Annotated in this window: 1 protein-coding gene; it reads right to left on the bottom strand. The window is 41.7% G+C overall.

Annotated elements, in window-relative coordinates:
- Nucleotides 1-135 precede the first annotated feature (135 nt).
- Nucleotides 136-22,023, bottom strand: a complete 21,888-nt coding sequence (locus AsAng_RS01580) for a T9SS type B sorting domain-containing protein (RefSeq protein WP_264791016.1) — start codon at nucleotides 22,021-22,023, stop codon at nucleotides 136-138.
- Between the last annotated feature and the right edge of the window lie 111 nt (nucleotides 22,024-22,134).

The raw sequence follows: 22,134 nt of genomic DNA, 5'->3' as shown, positions 1-22,134 counted from the left end.
AAACCTACTATTTATTTTAATTTACTTAGTCCCCAGCAGTTCACTGAGTTTTACTTTAATATAACTTAATTCGCTCAATCTTTATTGTATAAAAATAAGGAGCTGCCACCGTTTTGACAGCTCCTATTTTATTTATTATTTGATTAAGGTTACATCACCTTTGCGAATAACAGTTTCTCCATTGGTCAACTCAATTTCAGCAAAGTAAACAAATACTGCTGGATTCATTGGTTTTCCATTAAAGTTACCGTCCCATCCATTGGTAGGATCAATACTATTTGGTGCGAAGTCTTCTCCAATATGAACTAACTCACCCCATCTATCAAATACCATGAACGATTTAACTCTGCTCACATCACTAGAACCATAAACCGTAAAGATATCGTTGGTTCCATCACCGTTTGGTGAGAAGGCATTTGGTACGAATACCGTTTGCTCTTGGTTTACTTCAATTGTTACAACTGAGCTATCACCACAACCATTGTTTAATGATAATACAAACTGCATATCTGTGTAGAAAGTATCAGGTGTGAATCCTTCTAATGCAGAAGTACCCGTCATCAATAAGGTCATGATTCCTGTATTAGGATCTAGTTGTGACCAAGAAACCAAAGAACTATCAATTCCTGTATTGTTAATCGTTCCGTATAGATCTACTGTTTCGCCCATATTAATGGTTTGATCCATGAATGCCGTTACAATGTAATCAATCGTATCACGGATGACAACGTTCTCTGTGGAATCCAAACAACCGTTTGCATCTTGTGTGTACACCGTATAGATACCAGCTGCCAATCCTTGTCCTAGTATTGCATCCGAGCCATAAGGACCAGTAGAAGCAAAAGAGTACAAGTATGGAGGCGTTCCACCTACTACCGAATCTATTGTTATAATTCCATTCGTACTATCAGCACAACTAATCGTGTTACCAGTATAAGCACCTGTTACAGGTTGAGAAGGCTGGTGTACATAAATAGTATCGCTTGCTGTACATCCTACGGTATCTGTAATAACCACAATGTATGGTGTAGAATCTGCATTTATTGAACTAAGACCCATTGCGTAGCTATCGGTTGCACCATTGCTCCACAAGAAGCTTACTAAGTTAGAATCTCTACCATTAATAACTGATGATACAGCTCCGTCGTTATAATTATAACAACTTACATCTTGAATAAGACTTGCTGTAACCGTCAAGGTATCTGGACGATCTAAGTAAGCTGGGAAAGTATCTGTACATCCAACAATATCCGTTACAATCACATAATAAGTGAATGCAGTATCAATTGTTCCGTTTCCATCTACATCATATACGTTCCCTGTCAAACCTGTTGCCGTTTGGTTCGTGTTAAAGATAACACCATTTTGATCTGAGAACCATTCATAATTAAATCCACCATTAGGACTAGTAGCATTTGCTGTTGCTGTACCATCTGCCTCTCTGAAACAAGACTCATCTGTAGTAGTAGTAAACCCAGTAATGTCACTGTTACTACCCAAATCAATCGCATTTACACCAAGACAGTGGGTATAGTTGGTATCTCTAACAACGATGTCGTAGAAACCACTCGCCAAGTTGCTAAAGGTAATTGGATTCGTTCCTCTAATAAAGGTCGTACCTCCGTCAATTGAGAATTCATAAGCATCCAAAATACCATTTATAGCAGAAGGTCCACCCGTTGCCGTTAGAACAACTACTCCGTTACTATCGCTACAAGTTGCAGGCGTAGAAGAAGTAATAGATACTGTAATTGGAGCAGGTTCAAGAACAACTGTAGAAGCAGTTGCCGTACAACCGACAGAATCTAGAACTGTCATGGTATAAGTACCCGCTACTAAATTAATCAAGGTATCAACACCTGTTATTGGTCCATTTGGTCCAGTCCAAGATACAGTATAACCAAAGCCAACTGTAGATGGAATACCACCTGTTACTGTTGCCATCACTTGTCCATCAGCTAAACCAGAACAAGAAATATTTACAGAATCAAGATCCATTACGATTGGGCTTCCATCTGTAAGTACCACAGGCACTGTTGATGTACATCCATTCGCATCCGTTACGGTTACTGTATAGCTACCAGCAGGCAATGTAGTAAAGATACCTGTTGCATTAGATGTTTGACCAGGAGCGCTGATGTCATAAGTGTAAGCTGGTGTACCACCTGTTGCACTTACTTGTACAGCACCTGTCGCTGTTCCATTACATCCTGCATTGATAACCGTATCGACAGCTAAGACAATAGCCGAAGGCTCAACCACTGTTACTGAAACAATCTCGGTACAGTTCGATACTGTATCTGTAATTGTTACAAAGTAAACTCCAGCACCTAAGTTGGTAGCAGTTCCACCAGTTTGGCTACCTGCCGCAGCATCCCACTGATAAGTAAAGAATAAGCCACCAACAGCACCACCTGTTGCGGTTACAGTTGCCGTTGCATCAGATGCACCATTACAGCTAATTTGCTGTCCGTTGTATGGTGTTAAGACATTTACAGTTCCTACAATTGGATTATCTTGTCCAACCGTCACTGTTTGTTGTACAGGACCACAACCGTTTGCATCATTTACATAAATTACATAAGTACCTTGCGTTAAGTTAGACCAAGTACTATCTGATCCAAAGGCACCAGGTACACCAGCACCAGTACTATCAATTGCATAAGTATAAGTACCTGTTCCACCAGAAGGGATAGCAGCAATGCCACCACCATTTGCACCATTACATCCTGCAGAATCTGTAGTTGCAGTCATGGTTAATGGAGTAGGTTCTGTCAAAGTAATGCAGGTATCAGCTGCACAACCATTTCCATCTGTAACCGTCACACAATATGTTCCAGCACTCAATCCTGTTGCAATTGCACTAGTTTGAGCTCCTGTATTCACATCCCATAGGTAAGAAATAGTTCCTGTTCCTCCAGTATGTGTAACCGTAGCCGATCCATCAGATGCACCAAAGCAAGAAACATCAAATCCATTGTGGTTTGACACCACACTTGCTCCAGTAATATCAACTGATGCTGGCTCGTAAATTAAAGTATCTAAGACCTCTTGACAACCATTCGCATCCGTAATGGTTACTGAATAATTGGTTCCTGTTAGGCTACCTGTCAAGTTAGTGAATACACCACTTAGAACGGGGCCATTACCATCTCCAATATCATAAGTATATGGTCCAACTCCTGTTCCAGAAGTCGCTGTTACAGCAATAACACCATCGTCATCATTTGCACAAGTTTCGTTCGTTACTTGAGTAAAGACACCCGCTAAAGGAGTAGGTTCTGTTAATTGTACAGCATCTACAGCAGTACATCCATTTTCATCTGTTACAGTTACAGTATATACTGTATTTGCACATAAGCCTGTTACAGACTGAGTAGTTGCGCCACCCACTGACCATTGGTAAGTATAGGTACCAGCTAAACTTGGAGTACCTCCTGTTGGTGTAGCCGTAGCCGTTCCGTCACATGTTCCATTACAAGATACACCGTATCCGTTGTAGTTCGATGTTACCGCAGCATTTGCAATAACAGGCGTAGGTTGCGTAATTGTAATTGTAGTACTTGTAATACAGCCTTGAGCATCTCTTACATATACGGTGTAACTTCCATCACATAAGTTAGAGAAGATACCCGATACTTGATAGTTTGTACCATCAATAGAGAACTCATAACCAGGAGTACCATCAGCAGCACTCAATTCAATAACACCATCACATACTCCAGTACAAGTAGGATTGCGGAAGGTATCAATTGTTAAGATCAAAGCAGGTGGTTGTGTAATGATTTGGTTGCTCATTACAAAAATACATCCCGCAGAATCTTGAACATTTATTGTATAGTTTCCAGCAGCTAAGCCAGTGAAAATTCTAGTTGTATCATAAGATCCACCATTAAAGCTGTACAAGTATGGAGGTGTTCCTCCTACTCCATGAACAGCAATAAGACCGTCTGCTCCATTGAAACAACTTACCATAATCAAGCTATCTGCTAATCCTTGTAATTGAGCAGGCTCATTGATACGGATACAAGTTGTTGTTTCACATCCATTGGCATCTCTTACAATAACACAGTATCCAGCACCAAGCATATTTGCTGGTAAGTTCGTGTATTGTACTGTATTGGTGAAGGTAAGACCTCCATCAAATGAGTATAAGTAAGGTCCTACACCACCTGTTGCAGCTACGGTAAAGGATCCTGTTGGTTGACCAAAACATGCTACATGCGTTGTGTCAATCACATCCAATACTAAACTATCTGCTGGAGTTACTACTACACTGTCGATAGCAATACAACCTAAGTTGTCCGTTACCGTTACAAAGTAAGTTCCTCTAGACAATCCAGTTGCTGTATTCGTATTTTGAACTGGGTTTGTAGACCATTGATAATTATAAGTTGCTTGACCTCCTGTTACATTAACAATAGCAACTCCATCATTACTGCTATAGCAGCTTGTTTGAGCACCATTAAAGTTTGAAGTAACAAAGGTAGCAGTTTGTAGTTGTGTATTTTGTGTTAAGGTAACACATTCTATATGGCTACAATCGTTGGCATCAATTATAGTTATACAGTAAGTTCCAGCAGTTAAGCCAGTAAACAATCCTGTTAAACTAGTATCTGTACCTAATACATATTTGTAGCTAGGTGTACCTGTACCTACTGTTGCTGCAATTTGAATTGATCCTGTAGAATCTCCAAAACAATCAATATTTACTTGCGTAGTTGTCGCAGCCAATTGTTGAGGTTCTATCAAGATTACTGTATCAACAGCAGTACAGCTATTTTGATCTGTAATTGTTACGGTATGCGTACCAGCACATAGACCAGTAGCAGTAAATGAAGTTTGGCTTCCTGCACTTGTACTCCATAAGAAGTTATAAGTACTTCCAGGATTACCACCTGCACCAACAGCAGTTGCTGCACCATCACAAGCACCAGCACAACTAATCATCGTTCCATTTGCATAAGAAGATGTTACCGTTGTGGTATTTGTTAATTGTGGTGGAGAGATAATCACAAATGGTACAGTAACAATACATCCATTCGCATCTGTTATCGTTGCATTATAACCTCCAGCTACGATGCCAGTTACTGTTGCAGATGTGCTTACCGTTGTTACAGAATTTCCACCAGCACTATAAGTGTAAGGAGCAGTTCCTCCCGTTACAGTAAAGCTTGCTGTTCCTGTAGAATCTCCAAAACAAAGCGCATCAGTAGTACCCGTTAATGAACCAACCAATTGAGCTGGATCTGTAATTGTTACTACATCAGAAATGGTACAACCCAAAGAGTCCGTAATCAAGACAGAGTAAGTTCCTGCACACATACCTGTTACAGTTGCTGTAGTTTGTGTTGTTCCTGACCAACTGTAGGTATAAGGAGCAGTTCCTCCTGTTGCCGTTGCGGTTAAGATACCATCACAAGCTCCAAAACAACTTACATCTTGTCCGTTGTAGTTTGATGTTACTGCTGCTGTTACACTTGGCAATGCTGAAGGTTCAGTAATTGTTACTCCAATTGTAGTTGAACAGAAATTCAAGTCCGTAACTGTTACAGTATAAGTACCTGCTGCTAAGTTGCAGAACAAGCCATTATTTGCCTGAGTAACTCCTGATTGAATTGCATAAGTATATCCAGGTGTACCACCTGCTCCTGTTACATCTACACAAGCATCAGCGCCTCCAGTACAAGAGACATTGTTTTGTGTAACGATTGAAGCCGTTAATACGATAGGATCTGCTACTACCACAGAATCTACAACCGTACAACCTCCATTATCTGTCACAGTTACTACATAAGTTCCTGCGCATAGACCAGAAAGAGAATCAATTGTTGCACCAGTAGACCAAGTAATATTGTATCCAGGGATACCACCACTTACTTGTACTTTAACTGCCCCATCACATACTGTAGCACAAGAAATATCTTGTCCATTGTAATCTGAAGTTACGACTGGGTCAACCAGTAATATATTCGATGGCTGAGTGATTGTTACGGTAGCAACATCTGTACAACCATTGTTATCCGTTACTGTCACGTTAATACCTACTCCTCCAGGTAAACCAGTAGCAGTAGCCGTTGTTTGGTTACCTGCTGTAGCATCCCATAGGTAAGTATAACCTCCAATTGAAGTAGTTCCACCTGTTCCAGCTACAGTTGCTTGCCCATCAGCACCACCACCACAACTTACAGTTACAGTAGAAGCAATTGTTGCGGTTACAGAAACAGGTTCTGTTATAGTTACGATAGCAGTATTAGAACAACCACCATTGTCACTTATCGTTACTGTATAAACACCAGCACACAATCCAGTAGCAACAGGTGTTGTTTGACTACCTGCACCAGCATCCCATACAAAAGTGTATCCAGTTGTTACCGTTCCACCAGAGCCAGCAGCTGTTGCCTCTCCATCACAAGAACCATTACAACTTACATCTTGTCCGTTATAGTTAGATGTTACCGTTGCCATTGCAGATACGCCCAATAGAGGCTGTGTAATTGTTACACTAGTTACATTTGTACAACCATTGTTATCCGTTACGGTTACAGTATGTGTACCAGCACACAATCCAGTAGCAGTTGCTGTAGCTTGATTATTAGCTGAAGCACTCCACAAGAAAGAGTAACCAGTTGTTACCGTTCCGCCTGTAGCCGTTACAGTAGCATCACCATCGCATTGACCATTACAAGTTGCATTATTTGACGCTGTAATTGTTGCTGTCACAGCAGATGGTTCTGTTAACGTTACCGAAGCAGTAGCAGTACAACCATTTCCATCGGTTACGGTTACATTAACTGCTCCTACACTAGCATTTGTCATGGTATCTGTGATACCAGCTCCTGCTGTAGACCAAGCGTAAGTGTATGGTAAAGTTCCTCCTGTAGGAGTAGCTACTACAATACCATCATTGGCACCTGCACAACTTACATCTTCACCATTATAGTTAGAAGCAATTGCCGCCGTTGTTGTTAAAATAGTAGGCTCTGTAATATTTAGACAAGCTGTTACTTGACATCCATTCACATCCGTTACAGTCACACAATAAGGACCAGCAACTAAACCTGTTGCCGTTGGAGTTGTTTGGTTGCCAGCAGCAGCATCCCATAAGTAAGTGTAGATTCCTGTTCCTCCATTTGGAAGTACAGAAGCAGTACCATTTGCACCACCATTACAACTTACATTCGTTTGTGTATCAATAGTAGCAGTCAATACAGGTGGTTCAACTAAGTTGAAACAAGCTGTATCTCTACATCCATTTGCATCGGTTACAAAAACACAGTGTGGGTTACCAGCAGCAGCTAAACCAGTAGCTACATTGGTTACCGATGGATTAGAATTCCAAGCAAAAGTATAAGTACCTGCTCCTGTTCCACCTGTAACTACAGCCGTCAATTCACCATCCGCTGCACCTGCACAAGATATTTGTTGACCATTATAATTAGATGTCGCTGTAATTGTTGTAGCTAATCCATTAGATGGCTCTGTAATAATTACTGTTGTTACAGCTTGACAACCGTTATCATCTGTAATCGTTACATTATAAGAACCTGCACATAAATTAATCGCAGTTGCTGTAGTTTGGTTACCAGCGGCAGCATCCCATAGAACACTATAAGCACTCACTGCTGTTCCACCAGTACCAGCTACAGTTGCTGTACCTGTACATTCTCCAAAACATGCTACGTTACTTGTTGTTGCAATTGTTGCTGTTACCTGAGTAGGCTCAGTAATTGTAATGCAAGCAATATCAGAACAACCGTTGTTATCGGTTACCGTCACACAATGTTGACCAGCGCCAACACCTGTAAGTGTATCATTAATTGATCCATTAGACCATAAGTAGCTATAAGGAATACTTCCTCCTGATACAGAAACACCAACTATTGCGTCAGTAGCACCATTACAACTTACATTTGCTCCATTATAGTTAGACAATACAACCAATGCAGCATTAATATTCGTTGCAGGCTCGCCAATAATCGCAGCAGCTGTAGTAGAACAACCGTTTGCATCCGTTACCGTTACTTGATAAGGACTTGTAGCAGCAGCTAAACCTGTTGCGGTTGGCGTTGTTTGTCCTCCTGCATTAGCATCCCATAAATACGTATATCCTGGGCGACCACCTGCTCCAGTAACGGTAGCCGTTCCTGTTGCTGCACCTCTACAATCTGCATCTGTAGTAGTTACGCTTGCTGTTACAGCAATTGGGTCTACTAATGTTACACAAGCTGTATCCACACAACCTAAAGAATCGGTTACGGTCACACAGTATGTTCCATCAGGCAAACCTGCTATAGCAGCAGTAGTTGGTCCATGAGTCCAAATAATACTATATGGAGTTGTACCGCCAATTATTGTTACTTGCGCAGCTCCTGAAGAATCACCTGCACACAATACTGGAGTAGTAATTGTTGCTCCTGCTACTAATGCAGCAGTAGGCTGACCAATTACAGCAATTGCTTGTGATGTACAACCATTTGCATCCGTTACAGTAACAATATAAGAACCCGCAGCTAAACCTGTTGCAGTTGGCGTTGTTTGCCCTCCTGCAGAAGCTTCCCACAAGTAACTATATCCACTTGTTCCACCCGTCGCAGTTACAGTAGCACTACCTGTGCTGTCTCCTTGACAAGCTACATTGTTTGTTGTAGTAATCGTTGCTGTTACTTGAGTAGGCTCTGTAATCGTTACACAAGCCACATCAATACATCCATTATCATCCGAAACAGATACACAATAAACTCCTGCAGTAACAGCGTCTAAGGTATCGCTTAAAGCACCCGTTGTCCATACATAGCTATAAGCACCAGGCACTGCTGTTGTACCACCAGTTGCGCTAGCAACAGCTTGACCATTACTTGCTCCAACACAAGATACTTGTGCTCCATTATAGTTAGAAGTTACCACAGCACTTGCAACAACACTTGTTGCAGGTTCAGATATAGTAACACTAAATCCTGTTATACAACCATTCGCATCGGTTGCAGTTACACCATAAACTCCTGCACACAATCCTGTTGCTGTTGCCGTTACTTGGCTACCAGCAGCAGCATCCCATAGATAAGTATATCCTGGTATGCCACCAGATGCAGCAACTGTTGCAGAACCGTCACATCCTCCATTACAAGAAGTAATTGTAGAAGAAACTAAGTTTACAGTTACTTGTGTTGGTTGTGTCAACGTTACACAAGCTGTATCTATACATCCTAATGAATCCGTTACTGTAATACAGTAAGTACCATTAGATAAATTATTAATTCCTAAAGTAGTTGGTCCATGTCCCCAAATTTGAGTATAAGGTCCTGTTCCACCAGATATTGTTGCTAAAGCAGCTCCTGAAGAATCACCAAAACATTGTATTGCTGTTCCTCCTGCATATAGAGAGGTTGTAACAGCATCTACATCCAATGGTCCCGCAGGTTGAGTTACAACCACTACAGCAGCACCAGAACATCCGTTGGCATCCGTTACCGTTACGGTATAAGAACCTGCACTTAAACCTGTTGCCGTTGCCGTAGTTTGGCTATCCGCAGCAGCCTCCCATTGATAATCGTAAGGAGCAATGCCACCAGTAGCTGAAATTGTAGCAGCACCTGTTGAGTCACCAAAACAACTTACATTAATAGTAGTATCAATATTAGGTGTAATAGCTGCTGGCTCTGTTAAAGTTATACAAGCAGAGTCCATACATCCTAGTGCATCCGTAATTGTTACACAGTATTGAATATTAGCACCTAAATTATTAGCAACGGCTGTTGTTTGACCAGAAGCAGCACCATTCCATTGGAAAGTGTATCCTGGAGTACCTCCTACAGCTGAAGCAGTTGCCATACCGTCAAAGGCATTGTTACAACTTACATGTTGACCGCTATAGTTAGAAGAAACAACAACATTTGCTTGAATAGCAGAATTTGGTTCAGAAATCGATACAGTTGCAACACCAACACATCCGTTGGCATCAGCGACTGTAACGCCATAAAGTCCCGTACACAATCCTGTTGCCGTTGCCGTAATTTGATTTCCAGCAGCAGCATCCCACTGATAAGTGTATGCGATACCAGTTCCACCTGCTCCTGTTACAGTTGCAGAACCTGAACAATCGCCAACACAAGATACATTTACAGAAGAAGCAATTGTTGCTGTTACAGGAGTAGGTTCTGTAATAGTCACACAAGCTGTATCTGTACAACCAAAGTCATCCGTTACTGTTACGCAGAACGTTCCATCAGGAAGACCAACTGCTGTATCTGTAGTTTGGCTAGTAATGCTCCAAGCATATTGATAATCTACGGCAACAGTACCACCTGTAGTAGTAGCCATTGCAACTCCTGAAGAATCACCAAAACATTGTATTTGAGAACCATTATAATCTGAAATTACACTTGCTGTAACATCTACAGCTGTTGCAGGTTGCGTCAATAAGATGCATAGAGAATCTTGACATCCTGAAGCATCAGTAACTACAACGCAATAATTTCCTGCTGTTAAGCCAGCAACTACAGCAGTAGTTCTGCTTCCAGCCGCAGCATCCCATTGATAAGTATATCCTGGTGTACCACCTGTTACGCCTACTGTAATTTCACCTGTAGAATCGCCTCTACAAATCACATTAACAACAGAAGTTGCTGTTATCGTTAATGCAGAAGGCTCTGTTACGGTTGCACATGCTGTAGCAACACATCCTAAAGAGTCAGTAGCCGTTACACAATACGTTCCTGCTGCTAAACCAGTAACAGTAGTAGTAATAGCACTACCAGCTGCAGCATCCCAAACATAATTAATTGTTCCAGATCCGCCAGTTCCAGCAGTTTGAACAGCTCCATCATTTCCTCCAGCACAACTTACAGAAGTAAGTTCACTAGCTGTTAATGCCAAAGCACTTGTAGGTTGTGTTAGTGTTACACATGCTGTATTAGAAACACAGCCATTGTCATCCGTTATTGTTACGCAGTATGCAATATTAGCTTTCAACCCTGTTGCAGTTGCAGTAGTTTGGTTTCCAGCATTGGCATCCCATAAGAAATTATATCCAGAAAGTGCCGTACCACCAGATCCAGTTGCTGTTGCCGTTCCTGTAGAATCACCAAAACAATTTACATTAACAGTCGAAGTAATCGTTGCTGTTACCGCTGTTGGTGAAGTAATAAGAACAGAATCAAACGCTGCACAACCTAAAGAATCGGTCACCGTTACATAGTGCATTCCAGCTCCTAAGCCAGTAACAGTAGCTGTTGCTTGACCACCAGGAACACTTGCACTCCAAGTATAGGTATATCCACTCACTGCAGGAACTCCACCAGATGCAGTAACCGTAGCACCACCATCTGCTGTTCCGAAGCAAGAAGTATTTGAATCAACACTCATTCCTGCAACAACAATAGCAGCAGCAGGCTCTGTTATATTAACACAGGTTACAGCCGTACAACCATTTGCATCGGTTACTGTTACACAGTGATTTCCTTGTGGTAATCCAACAACAATAGCATTTGTTTGACCATTGTCCCACAAGAAAGTATAACCTGTTGTAATTGTTCCTCCATTAGGAGTAACCGTAGCTGTTCCTGTAGAGTCTCCAAAACAGTTTACATGAGTTACTGTTAAAGGATCTATTGTTGCAGTTACTACAGAAGGATCTGTTACCGTAGCACATGCTGTAGCAACACAACCTAAAGAATCTGTAATTGTCACACAGTATACACCTGCACCTACTCCCGACAAAGTATCGTTGTTAGGACCAGCTCCTCCCCAATCGTATGTAAAGTTTGCTGGATTACCAGATCCTCCACTAGTTGAAGCAGCAACCATTCCGTCTGTAGCACCAACACAACTTACTTCTGCACCATTATATGGAGTTAATGTAGTTGCACCTGCATTTAAAGCAGCAGTTGGCTGGCTTAGCGTAACACAAGTTGTAGCGGTACAATTATTATCATCTGTAATTGTCACACAATACAATATATTCGCAGAAAGCCCTGTTGCCGTTGGCGTTGTTTGATTACCAGCGTTAGCATCCCACTGGAAGGTGTACGCTCCAAGTACAGTACCACCATTTCCAGCTGCTGTTGCAGAACCTGTAGCAGTACCAAAACAATTTACATTATTAATAGAACCAATTGTTGCAGTTACAGCGGTTGGTTCTGATATAATTAAACAAGTATCAAGAGCACAACCTAACGAATCGGTAATTGTTACACAATAAGTTCCCGCTGTTAAGCCTGTAATATTTCCTGTAGTCTGAGTAGTTCCAGACCAAGTAAAATTATACCCTGCTACCCCTGGTGTACCACCAGAAGGAATAACAGTTGCTTCTCCATCATTACCGCCATTACAAGATACATTAGAATTGATTGTAATGTTTGCTACTTGTACAGCATCTGATGGTTGAGTGATTGTAGCACAAGTAGTTGCCAAACATCCATTCGCATCCGTTACTGTTACACATTGAGCACCTGCTGGTAAGTTTGAATTGGTAACAAGTGTCGTACCATTGTCCCACAAATAAGTATAAGTAGTAATTACGGTACCTCCTGTTGGCATAACCGTAGCTTGTCCTGTTGAATCACCAAAACAATTTACATTGATTTGCCCAGCTGCTATTGCTGCAGTTAGTAATGTTGGTTCATTTACTGTCACTGTTGCTGTAGTTGCACAACCTAATGAATCGGTAACGGTAACAGTATAGTTTCCTGCACCTACTGTCAATGTATCATTAGTAGCAGCAGTACTCCAGTTATAAGTATAAGCATCACCTACAGTAAATGCTGTTCCTCCTGAACCTCCTACACTAATTTCACCATCAACTGCACCATTACAACTAACATTTTGTCCATTATAATTTGTATTAATGGTAATTGCTGCTGTAACAGCTGCTGTTGGTTGAGATAAAGTAATATTATTAATAGCAGTACAACCGTTATCATCGGTTACTGTTACTTGGTATAACGTGTTAGCTGCTAGTCCTGTTGCCATTGCTGTTGCTTGACCATCGTTCCACACGAAGTCATAAGCTCCCAACTCTGTTCCACCTGCACCAACTGCTGTTGCTGTTCCCGTTGAATCTCCAAAACAAGATACATTGGTAAAGCCAGCAATTGTTGCTGTAACAGCTGATGGCTCGGTCATGGTAACACAAGATGTATCCAAACATCCATTGGCATCTGTTATTGTTACACAATATTGACCTGCTGTCAAACCTGTTATGGTCGCTGTTGTAGCAGTATTGCTCCAAACAAAATTATACGCTCCTGTTCCACCTGCACCATTTGCTGTAATTCCTCCATCATTTCCGCCGTTACACTTCACGGTAGAATCTATTGTGATGTTTGCAAATGTAAGTGGTAGAGCTGGCTCATTAATAATCACCGTTGCTGTTGTTGTACAGCCGTTTGCATCTGATACTGTTACGGTATGAGATCCATCTGGAAGATTATTATTTGTTGCTGTTGCTGTTCCATCTGCCCATAAATAAGTATAAGCACCTGTTCCACCTCCTGCAGTTACCGTTGCGGTTCCTGTTGAATCATCTTTACACAATACATCGCTTTGCGCTGTGATTGTTGCTGTGATTGCTGGTGGTGCTACTAAGGTTACAGAAACTGTATCTTGGCAACCTAAAGAGTCCGTTACCGTTACCATATATGTTCCAGCTCCGATATTAGACAAAGTATCGTTTGTACTTAATCCCCAATCATAGCTATAAGGTGCTCCAACAGTATTTGGTGTTCCTCCACTTCCTGTTGCGAAGGCAGCTCCATCTGTTGCACCATTACAACTTATGTCTTGTCCATTATAAGCTGGATTAACAATTACTGTTGCTCCTACAGATACTGGACTTGTTGGTTGAGATAAAGTAATATTATTAATAGCAGTACAACCGTTATCATCGGTTACTGTTACTTGGTATAACGTATTAGCTGCTAGACCTGTTGCCAATGGTGTTGTTTGACCATCGTTCCACACAAAGTCATAAGCTCCTAACTCTGTTCCACCTGCACCAACTGCTGTTGCTGTTCCCGTTGAATCTCCAAAACAAGATACATTGGTAAAGCCAGCAATTGTTGCTGTAACAGCTGATGGCTCGGTCATGGTAACACAAGATGTATCCAAACATCCATTGGCATCTGTTATTGTTACACAATATTGACCTGCTGTCAAACCTGTTATGGTCGCTGTTGTAGCAGTATTGCTCCAAACAAAGTTATACGCTCCTGTTCCACCTGCACCATTTGCTGTAATTCCTCCATCATTTCCGCCGTTACACTTCACGGTAGAATCTATTGTGATGTTTGCAAATGTAAGTGGTAGAGCTGGCTCATTAATAATCACCGTTGCTGTTGTTGTACAGCCGTTTGCATCTGATACCGTTACGGTATGAGATCCATCTGGAAGATTATTATTTGTTGCTGTTGCTGTTCCATCTGCCCATAAATAAGTATAAGCACCTGTTCCACCTCCTGCAGTTACCGTTGCGGTTCCTGTTGAATCATCTTTACACAACACATCGCTTTGCGCTGTGATTGTTGCTGTGATTGCTGGTGGTGCTACTAAGGTTACAGAAACTGTATCTTGGCAACCTAAAGAGTCTGTTACCGTTACCATATATGTTCCAGCTCCGATATTAGACAAAGTATCGTTTGTACTTAATCCCCAATCATAGCTATAAGGTGCTCCAACAGTATTTGGCGTTCCTCCACTTCCTGTTGCGAAAGCAGCTCCATCTGTTGCACCGTTACAACTTATGTCTTGTCCATTATAAGCTGGATTAACAATTACTGTTGCTCCTACAGATACTGGATTTGTTGGTTGACTTAGCGTAACATTAGTTACTGCAGGACAAAGATAATCATCCAATACGGTAACAGAATAAGAAGTGTTAGCTGCTAGACCTGTTGCCATTGCTGTCGTTTGGCCATCGCTCCATACAAAAGTATAAGCTGGTGCTGGACTAGCAGGTGTACCTCCTGATCCCATTGCTGTAGCTGTTCCTGTAGAATCACCTGTACAAGAAATATCTTGAGTAGCAGTGATGGTAGCAGTTACAGCTGTTGGCTCAGTCAATGTTATACAAACAACAGCACTACATCCTAGAGAATCTGTAATTGTTACACAGTGTTGTCCTGCTCCCAGATTCATAGAAGAAGTGTCTGTAGAACCATTTGTCCAAGTATAAGTATAACCTGTACCGTTTGCTTGGTTTACAGTATATGGTGTTCCTCCATTTCCAACAACATGAATATCACCATTGGTTGCATTAAAACAACCTACGATTGTATCGATGTTAATAACACCCGAAACAACAGAAGATGGTTGACTAATTGTTGTACAAATGGTTGCTGGACAAGAATTAACATCTGCCACAGTAACACAATGTGCTCCTGCTGGAAGGTTGGAGTTAGTTGCTCCTGTAGAATTATCTGTCCACAAATAAGTGTAAGGTCCACCTGATCCCCCTGTACCAAGTGCTACAGCACTACCTGTAGAATCACCGTTACAAGAAACATTAGAAGTAGAAGTAATAGTCGCAACTACAGGTGCAGGAGGTACTATAGTTGCAGTATCTACTGCTGTACATCCTAGAGAATCTGTAATTGTAACAATATACATTCCTGTATCCAAACCAGTAAGTGTAGCTCCTACACCTGCGGGGCTCCATGCAAAAGCATAAGATCCTGTACCGCCTGCTCCTGTTGCCGCTACACTACCATCTGTAGCAGTAGGACAGCTTACTTGTGAACCATTATGGTTACTTGTAACTGAAGCTGAAGCTGTTAATAAAGTCGGTTCAGTTATTGTTACTGAAGCTGTTCCTATACATGAGCTATCATCTGAAACAGTAACAGTATATATACCTGCTGCCAAACCTGTAGCTGTTGCCGTTGCTTGCGCTCCTGCAGACCACAAATAAGTATATGAAGTTGCAGGGTTTCCTCCCGTTCCAAGTGCGGTAGCCGTTCCATCTGCCCCAGCATTACAAGAAACATTGGTAAAACCAGTAATAGTAGCAGTTACTGCACTAGGCTCTGTAATTGTTATACAATGTGTATTGCTACAGCTATTCGCATCAGATACTGTTACGCAGTAAACACCTGCTGCCAAGCCTCTAATGGTATCTGTTGTAGCACCAGTTGCCGTTCCGCCAGCCCAGATATAAGTTAATGCGCCTGTTCCACCTGATCCAGCAGCAAAAGCAATACCGTCAGATGCCCCAAAGCAGTTCGCATGTTCAATAATCGTAACACCAGAAGTTAAAGCTGAAACTGGTTGATTAATTGAGAAAGTAATACTATCTGTACAACCGTTATTATCTGAAACTGTTACACTATATGGATTGGTTGCTGTATTTAAGCCTGTAGCTGTAGCCGTAGTTTGATTTCCTGTATTCAAACTCCATTGGAAATTATACGCACCACCAGCTCCACCAGAACCAGCTGCAGTTGCTTGTCCAGTTGAATCACCAAAACAAGTCACACTAACACTGCTTGCAATACTTGCTGTAACAGCTGTTGGTTCTGTAATATTAATGGTTACACTATCTTGACAATTCAAAGAATCCGTAACAATTACTTGATATGGATTACCAGCTACGGATAAACCTGTTGCTGTTGCAGTAGTTTGTCCACCAATGTTCCAAAGATAAGTATATCCTGGAGAACCATTTGATCCTACTGCTGTTGCTTCCCCATCTGTTCCAGCAAAACAACTTATAGCAGAAGTAATTGATGCATTCACATCTACTCCTGTAGCAGGTTGTGTAATTGTTACACAAGAAGAACTTGTACAGCCTAATGTATCTGTCACGGTAACACAATATGCTCCCGCAGCTAGACCCGTTGCAGCAGGAGTTGTTTGTCCAGCAGCAGCAGCATCCCATAAATAACTATAAGGAGCGGTTCCCCCTGTGGCTCCTACTGTTGCGATTCCTGTTGCATCTCCATTACAATTAACATTGCTTTGTGAAGATATAGTAGAAGTCAATAAACTCGGTTCTGTAATTGATATACTAGCAGTTGTTGTACAACCATAAGTACTGTCCGTTACCAAAACCGTATATAATCCTGCTGAAGCAGGGAAATTACATGCTGTATCTGTACCTGTCGTAAATGCTACAATACCAGGACCAGACCAGCTATAAGAATAAGCTCCTGAACCACCTGCTGCATTTACGCCAATACAAGCCGTTCCTCCATTACATAGAATTGGTGAAGCCACATTAATAGCAGTTGTTAATACTTGTTGAGCATCTAAATTAATACAGAAAGTATTCGTACAACTATTATCATCAACTACAGTTACACAATAGAATCCTGTATCAATTCCTGATAATATTCCAGAGGTAGTCGTAGTTCCATTTGACCAAATATAAGTCATCAAGCCAGTTCCTCCTTGTCCCTCTACTTCTATTCTACCTGTATCATTTTGACAAACAGGATGTGTTGTATCCAAAATAGCAATTGTCAAAGGATCTGGCGTTGGAATATTAAATGTTACTACAGAAATACAACCTGAATTATCGGTGGCTGTAACAGTGTAGTCTCTAGGTGCTAAACCTGTAACAGTATAATCAACAGAAGTTGGACTAACAATACCAGGTACTAAAGTATCCCATACATAAGTATATGGTGCCGTACCATTAAGAGTACCAATGGTAACCGAACCATCGTTTGCACCTGCACAAGTTACAGCTGTAATGTTATTGGCAAATACAGTTGGCACTACTGCTGCTGGAGCAACAAAAACACAACCTGTATCCACACAACCCGTCGCTACATCTGTTACTGTTACACAGTAAGTGCCAGGTGCCAAACTAATAATAGTACTAGTAGCTACTCCATTATCTATGGTTCCGTCTGACCAAGTAAAGTTGTAAATTCCTGCTGCTGGTGTTGCAGTTGCCGTTCCATCATTGTTACAAACTACATCCGTAGAAGTCATTGTTGGATAAGGCAATTGGTTAACTGTAACTGTATAGCTAAGCGATACAGGGCAAGTCAATCTCGTTTGTCCACCATCTGTTACTACTGAATAAACAGAAGCATTGTATGTTGTGGTTGCTGTTGGGTTAACATAGACAGAATCTTCTGAAATGAACGCCAAGTTTGATGTTGGAGTCCAAATAACAGTATCATTTGCTGATAAACCTGCAATGGTTAACATGGCAGAATCACCAAAACAGATTGTCTGATTGCCACTTCCCGTAACAGCTGGAATAGGATCTACATAAAGATAAGCTGTATCAGTAGGTGTATCTCCACAACAGTCTGTAATTAAAAATAGCTCAATAGCATAAAAACCTGGGGTATTAAATTGAGTGCTAGGTACAGTCTGAATATTTCCAGGATTTGTAATAGCTCCATTAAACTCCCATCTAGTTGTATCTCCATAAATAGAACTAGCAAAGGTTGCGAAATCACCAACACACAATTGGAAGGTATCTACACCAATTACATTTGCATCACTAGTAATATCTGGTTTAAATGCTTTGTCAAATGCAATATTATGAAAACCTCTATACTCTTCTAATGCAGTTCCTGCAGGACCACCCGCAGCTGGACATCCATTACAAGTATTGTGTATAATACTGTATCGACCTATATTTCCATACTCTGTTGTATCTGCATTAAATGTACCTGTTGGAGGAGTAGAAGTTAAACCAATCGCATCATAGGTCCAATTGGTAACTGTTGTATTCGCTCCACCAATAGCAATAGCTTGAGGAGTTGCTGTTGTTAAAGGATGACTAGCAACTGTTGAAGAATCCCAAAACATTACATCTGCATTGGTACAGTTTGTATTTTCTACAAAAATAATTTGTTGATTGTATAATTCGTAGGTAGAATCTTGTGCAACAGGAACCGTTCCTGTACCACTCCAATAGATGTTAACTGCAATACCAGGTTGGCCATTACCACCAACACCACCAACACCACCAGTTCCACCAGCTCCACCAGCTCCACCATCTTGAACTTCAGTAGCAGTGCCACTACCACCAGCTCCACCGGCTCCACCAGCTCCACCAGCACCGCCAGCTCCACCAGATCCACCTAGTCCTCTAGTACCCGCAGAAACATGACAGTGTTCAATAAAACCATTGGCTCCATTAGAACATAGGTAGATACCAAAAGAAGCACCACCACCAAAACCACCAGTTCCACCTAATCCAGCGGCACCACCGCCGCCACCACCGCCACCACCGGCGCCAGTACCATTCACACATCCACAAGCACCGCCTTGGCCACCGCCACCGCCGCCGCCACCGCCGCCAGATCCACCCGATCCAGACATACCAGTAGCTCCTTGCGAACCAATTTGATAACGAAGACAACCTGTTGGCGCTCCTGCTGCTCCATCTGCACCAGCACAACCAGCTACACCATTAATACCAGGTGTACCAGGTTGCCCTATATTAGGAGCACCATTATTGGTAGGCAAACCATCGCCTAACGTATTTCTTCCTCCACCAAGACCACCAGCTACATTCGAGCCTAGTCCTGAAGCCGTAGCAGAACAACCAGAAAAAGGTGGGCTAAGCGGAGTACCCCCACGACCTGAAGACCCTCCATCATTACCATCAGCAGCATTACCACCACGGCCGCCACCGCCACCACCGCCGCCATCAACGATACCAGCAGAAGCACTAGTACCATCGGCACCTACTCCTATTCCATTTCCTAAATCAGCGTTACGACCACCGCCACCACCAAAAAGGACAGCAGCAGATCCGCAACTATTTCCACCAAAGCCACCATTTCCACCTTGGATGTTAGAATTCGTTCCATTGGGTAAACCGTCCATTCCTATACTACCATCTGTTCCAGTAGTACCACTACAACCAGTAACCCCATCGGCTCCATTGGTTGCATTTCCTGGTTCAACGTTTATCCTTGTAATATTATAATTAGATGCATTGTTCATAAAGATACCATAGGTAGAAGTACCTGGAACAATTGCATCAGCAGTAGTAATTGTTAAATCTTGTAAGCGGAAATTACTTGAACCAAATATCTCTACTGCTGTCAAGTGTCGATCTACATTTAAGACCCCACCTGCATTATTCGTAGTTCTATTAATGGTAGTCGCTCCAACTTCTGAAGTTTTTAACCATGCTTGATTTTCTAAAAATCCTCCTTCAACGGTTAAGTTGTCGGTTATATTTAGAGCAGTATCTATATTATAGGTACCTGTTGCTAACTTAATCACAGAATTATTACAAGCAGCACGTCTTAAGGCTTCTTGAATCGTTACAGGATCAAATTGTGATCCCGATGCACTTGCGGCACCTGTTGTTGATGCATAGATATTACGACATGCTGGTTCTGGCGGTACAACGCCTACTGTTAGTGTAATAATATCTGATGAAGTACAGCCCGTAAAAGGATTGGTTACTACTACACTCCATTGGTAAGTACCAGGCGCAGATGGCATGGTAATCGGAGCGGTTGCTGTTGCCCCTGTTACTGTATTAGGTACAACAGCTGTTCCTAAGGGCAGCAATTCTGTAAAGGTAAAATTCATACCTGGAGCATTCGTCGTAGCAGTCAATACTAACGGTGCATTACCACAGGCATTTATATTGTTTGGTGCAACAGCCAATGGAGGATCATCCTCTACAACAACTGTCACCTGATCTGTTGAAGTACATCCATCATTATATAGTAACGTAACGGTATAAGTAGTAGTCGATGGAGGGAATGCTTGCGGGTTAGGTATATTGGGATTGGACAAACCAGGTGCTGGCGACCAAGTATACGTCGCCGCATTTGGCGATGTGGTCGTAGCAGATAACGTTGTCGTATCTCCCATACAGATACTTACATCCGGACCTGCATCTACAGGATCATTCGGATTGGTTGTTACATTAACAATATAAGTAAAGGTATTTGAACCTACCAATGGACAAGCATCATCCTGTATGGTCACGGTAAAACGATGTGTTCCGACATCAAAAGCTGTAGGTGTCCAACAGAATGTTCCTGTTATCTGATTCCCAGAGGGTACACCTGGACCTGAAACCGTAAAAGTACTATTAGGAATAGCACCATCGTAAGTCATTGACAAAACATCTCCCGGATTTGGGGGATCCGATCCAACAATATCAAAACACAGTTGTGTACCAAAACAAGTAGAAGTAATAAAATTAACACTTCCTTGCCCAGAACCATTGACCCCCGAAAGGATTGGGTTGGCATTGTTACAGTTTAATACACGGAATTGAATATCACGCATCACAGAACCAATCAATACACCATTTCTATACTCTTCCACCAAAACGCACAAAACACCTACGTGTAATTGAGTAGGTGTAAAAGTAATCGCTCCTGTTGCTGGATCAATGGTTACAGGATCAGTTCCAAAAGGTGCTGTTCCTGAAAAACCACCTTGGTAATTAACGTTATTACCAGCAGCGGATAAACAAGGTGTTAAAGAGAACCTCAACGAATCACCGTCGTAGTCAATTGCTCCATGATTATAGAACACTTGATTTCCGACACAGGTAAATGCCGCTGGCGGATTTAAAAATACTGGCGAGTTATTGCAAGGCACCAAGTTATTATCTATAAGCCTTGATTCAATATACATGGCAGGGCTTCCTACCAATGTAGTAATCGCATTATTACGACAACACAGGCGCCAAGAAAAGGTAACATTGGTACATCCTGGAGGAAGTGTAATAATAGCAGTGTAAGTATGTTGCTCTACACCAAAAGTACCATTACCACCACCACAAGAAGATTGTTGAGCTGAACAAACAGGTGTAATATCTTGCAAGATAGTACGATTAGCAGTAACATTTCCTGCCCCACAACTTCCTGTCCAACTGATGACTTGTCTATTGGGTAAATTAATACCATTACAATCTCGATAGACATTCAGCGTCATTGCGTATTGATTTGGTCCTACACAAAGATAGGTCAAATCAGAGCCCAGTGCATGGGTCGCATTTGCGTTTTGTGTCCCTAACAAGAAAATGCCTAACATCAGAAAGATGTTAAACATCGGGACAATGAATTGTTTACAACGTAACATAGGGTATGACTGTTTTGCGTGTAAGTATAAAATTTTTAACATATTTACTTTTCTATTCTGTGAATTACCTTACCAAAGTAATACTTTGCATGAAGGTTGGATAGATAGTTT

It is taken from the genome of Aureispira anguillae, assembly GCF_026000115.1.
GTDB classification, from domain to species: Bacteria; Bacteroidota; Bacteroidia; order Chitinophagales; family Saprospiraceae; genus Aureispira; species Aureispira anguillae.
This window is presented reverse-complemented; position numbering and strand designations above follow the sequence as displayed.

Excerpts from the sequence above, each read along its gene's own strand:
- AsAng_RS01580 (WP_264791016.1), bottom strand. The coding sequence starts at position 22,023 with ATGTTACGTTGTAAACAATTCATTGTCCCGATGTTTAACATCTTTCTG.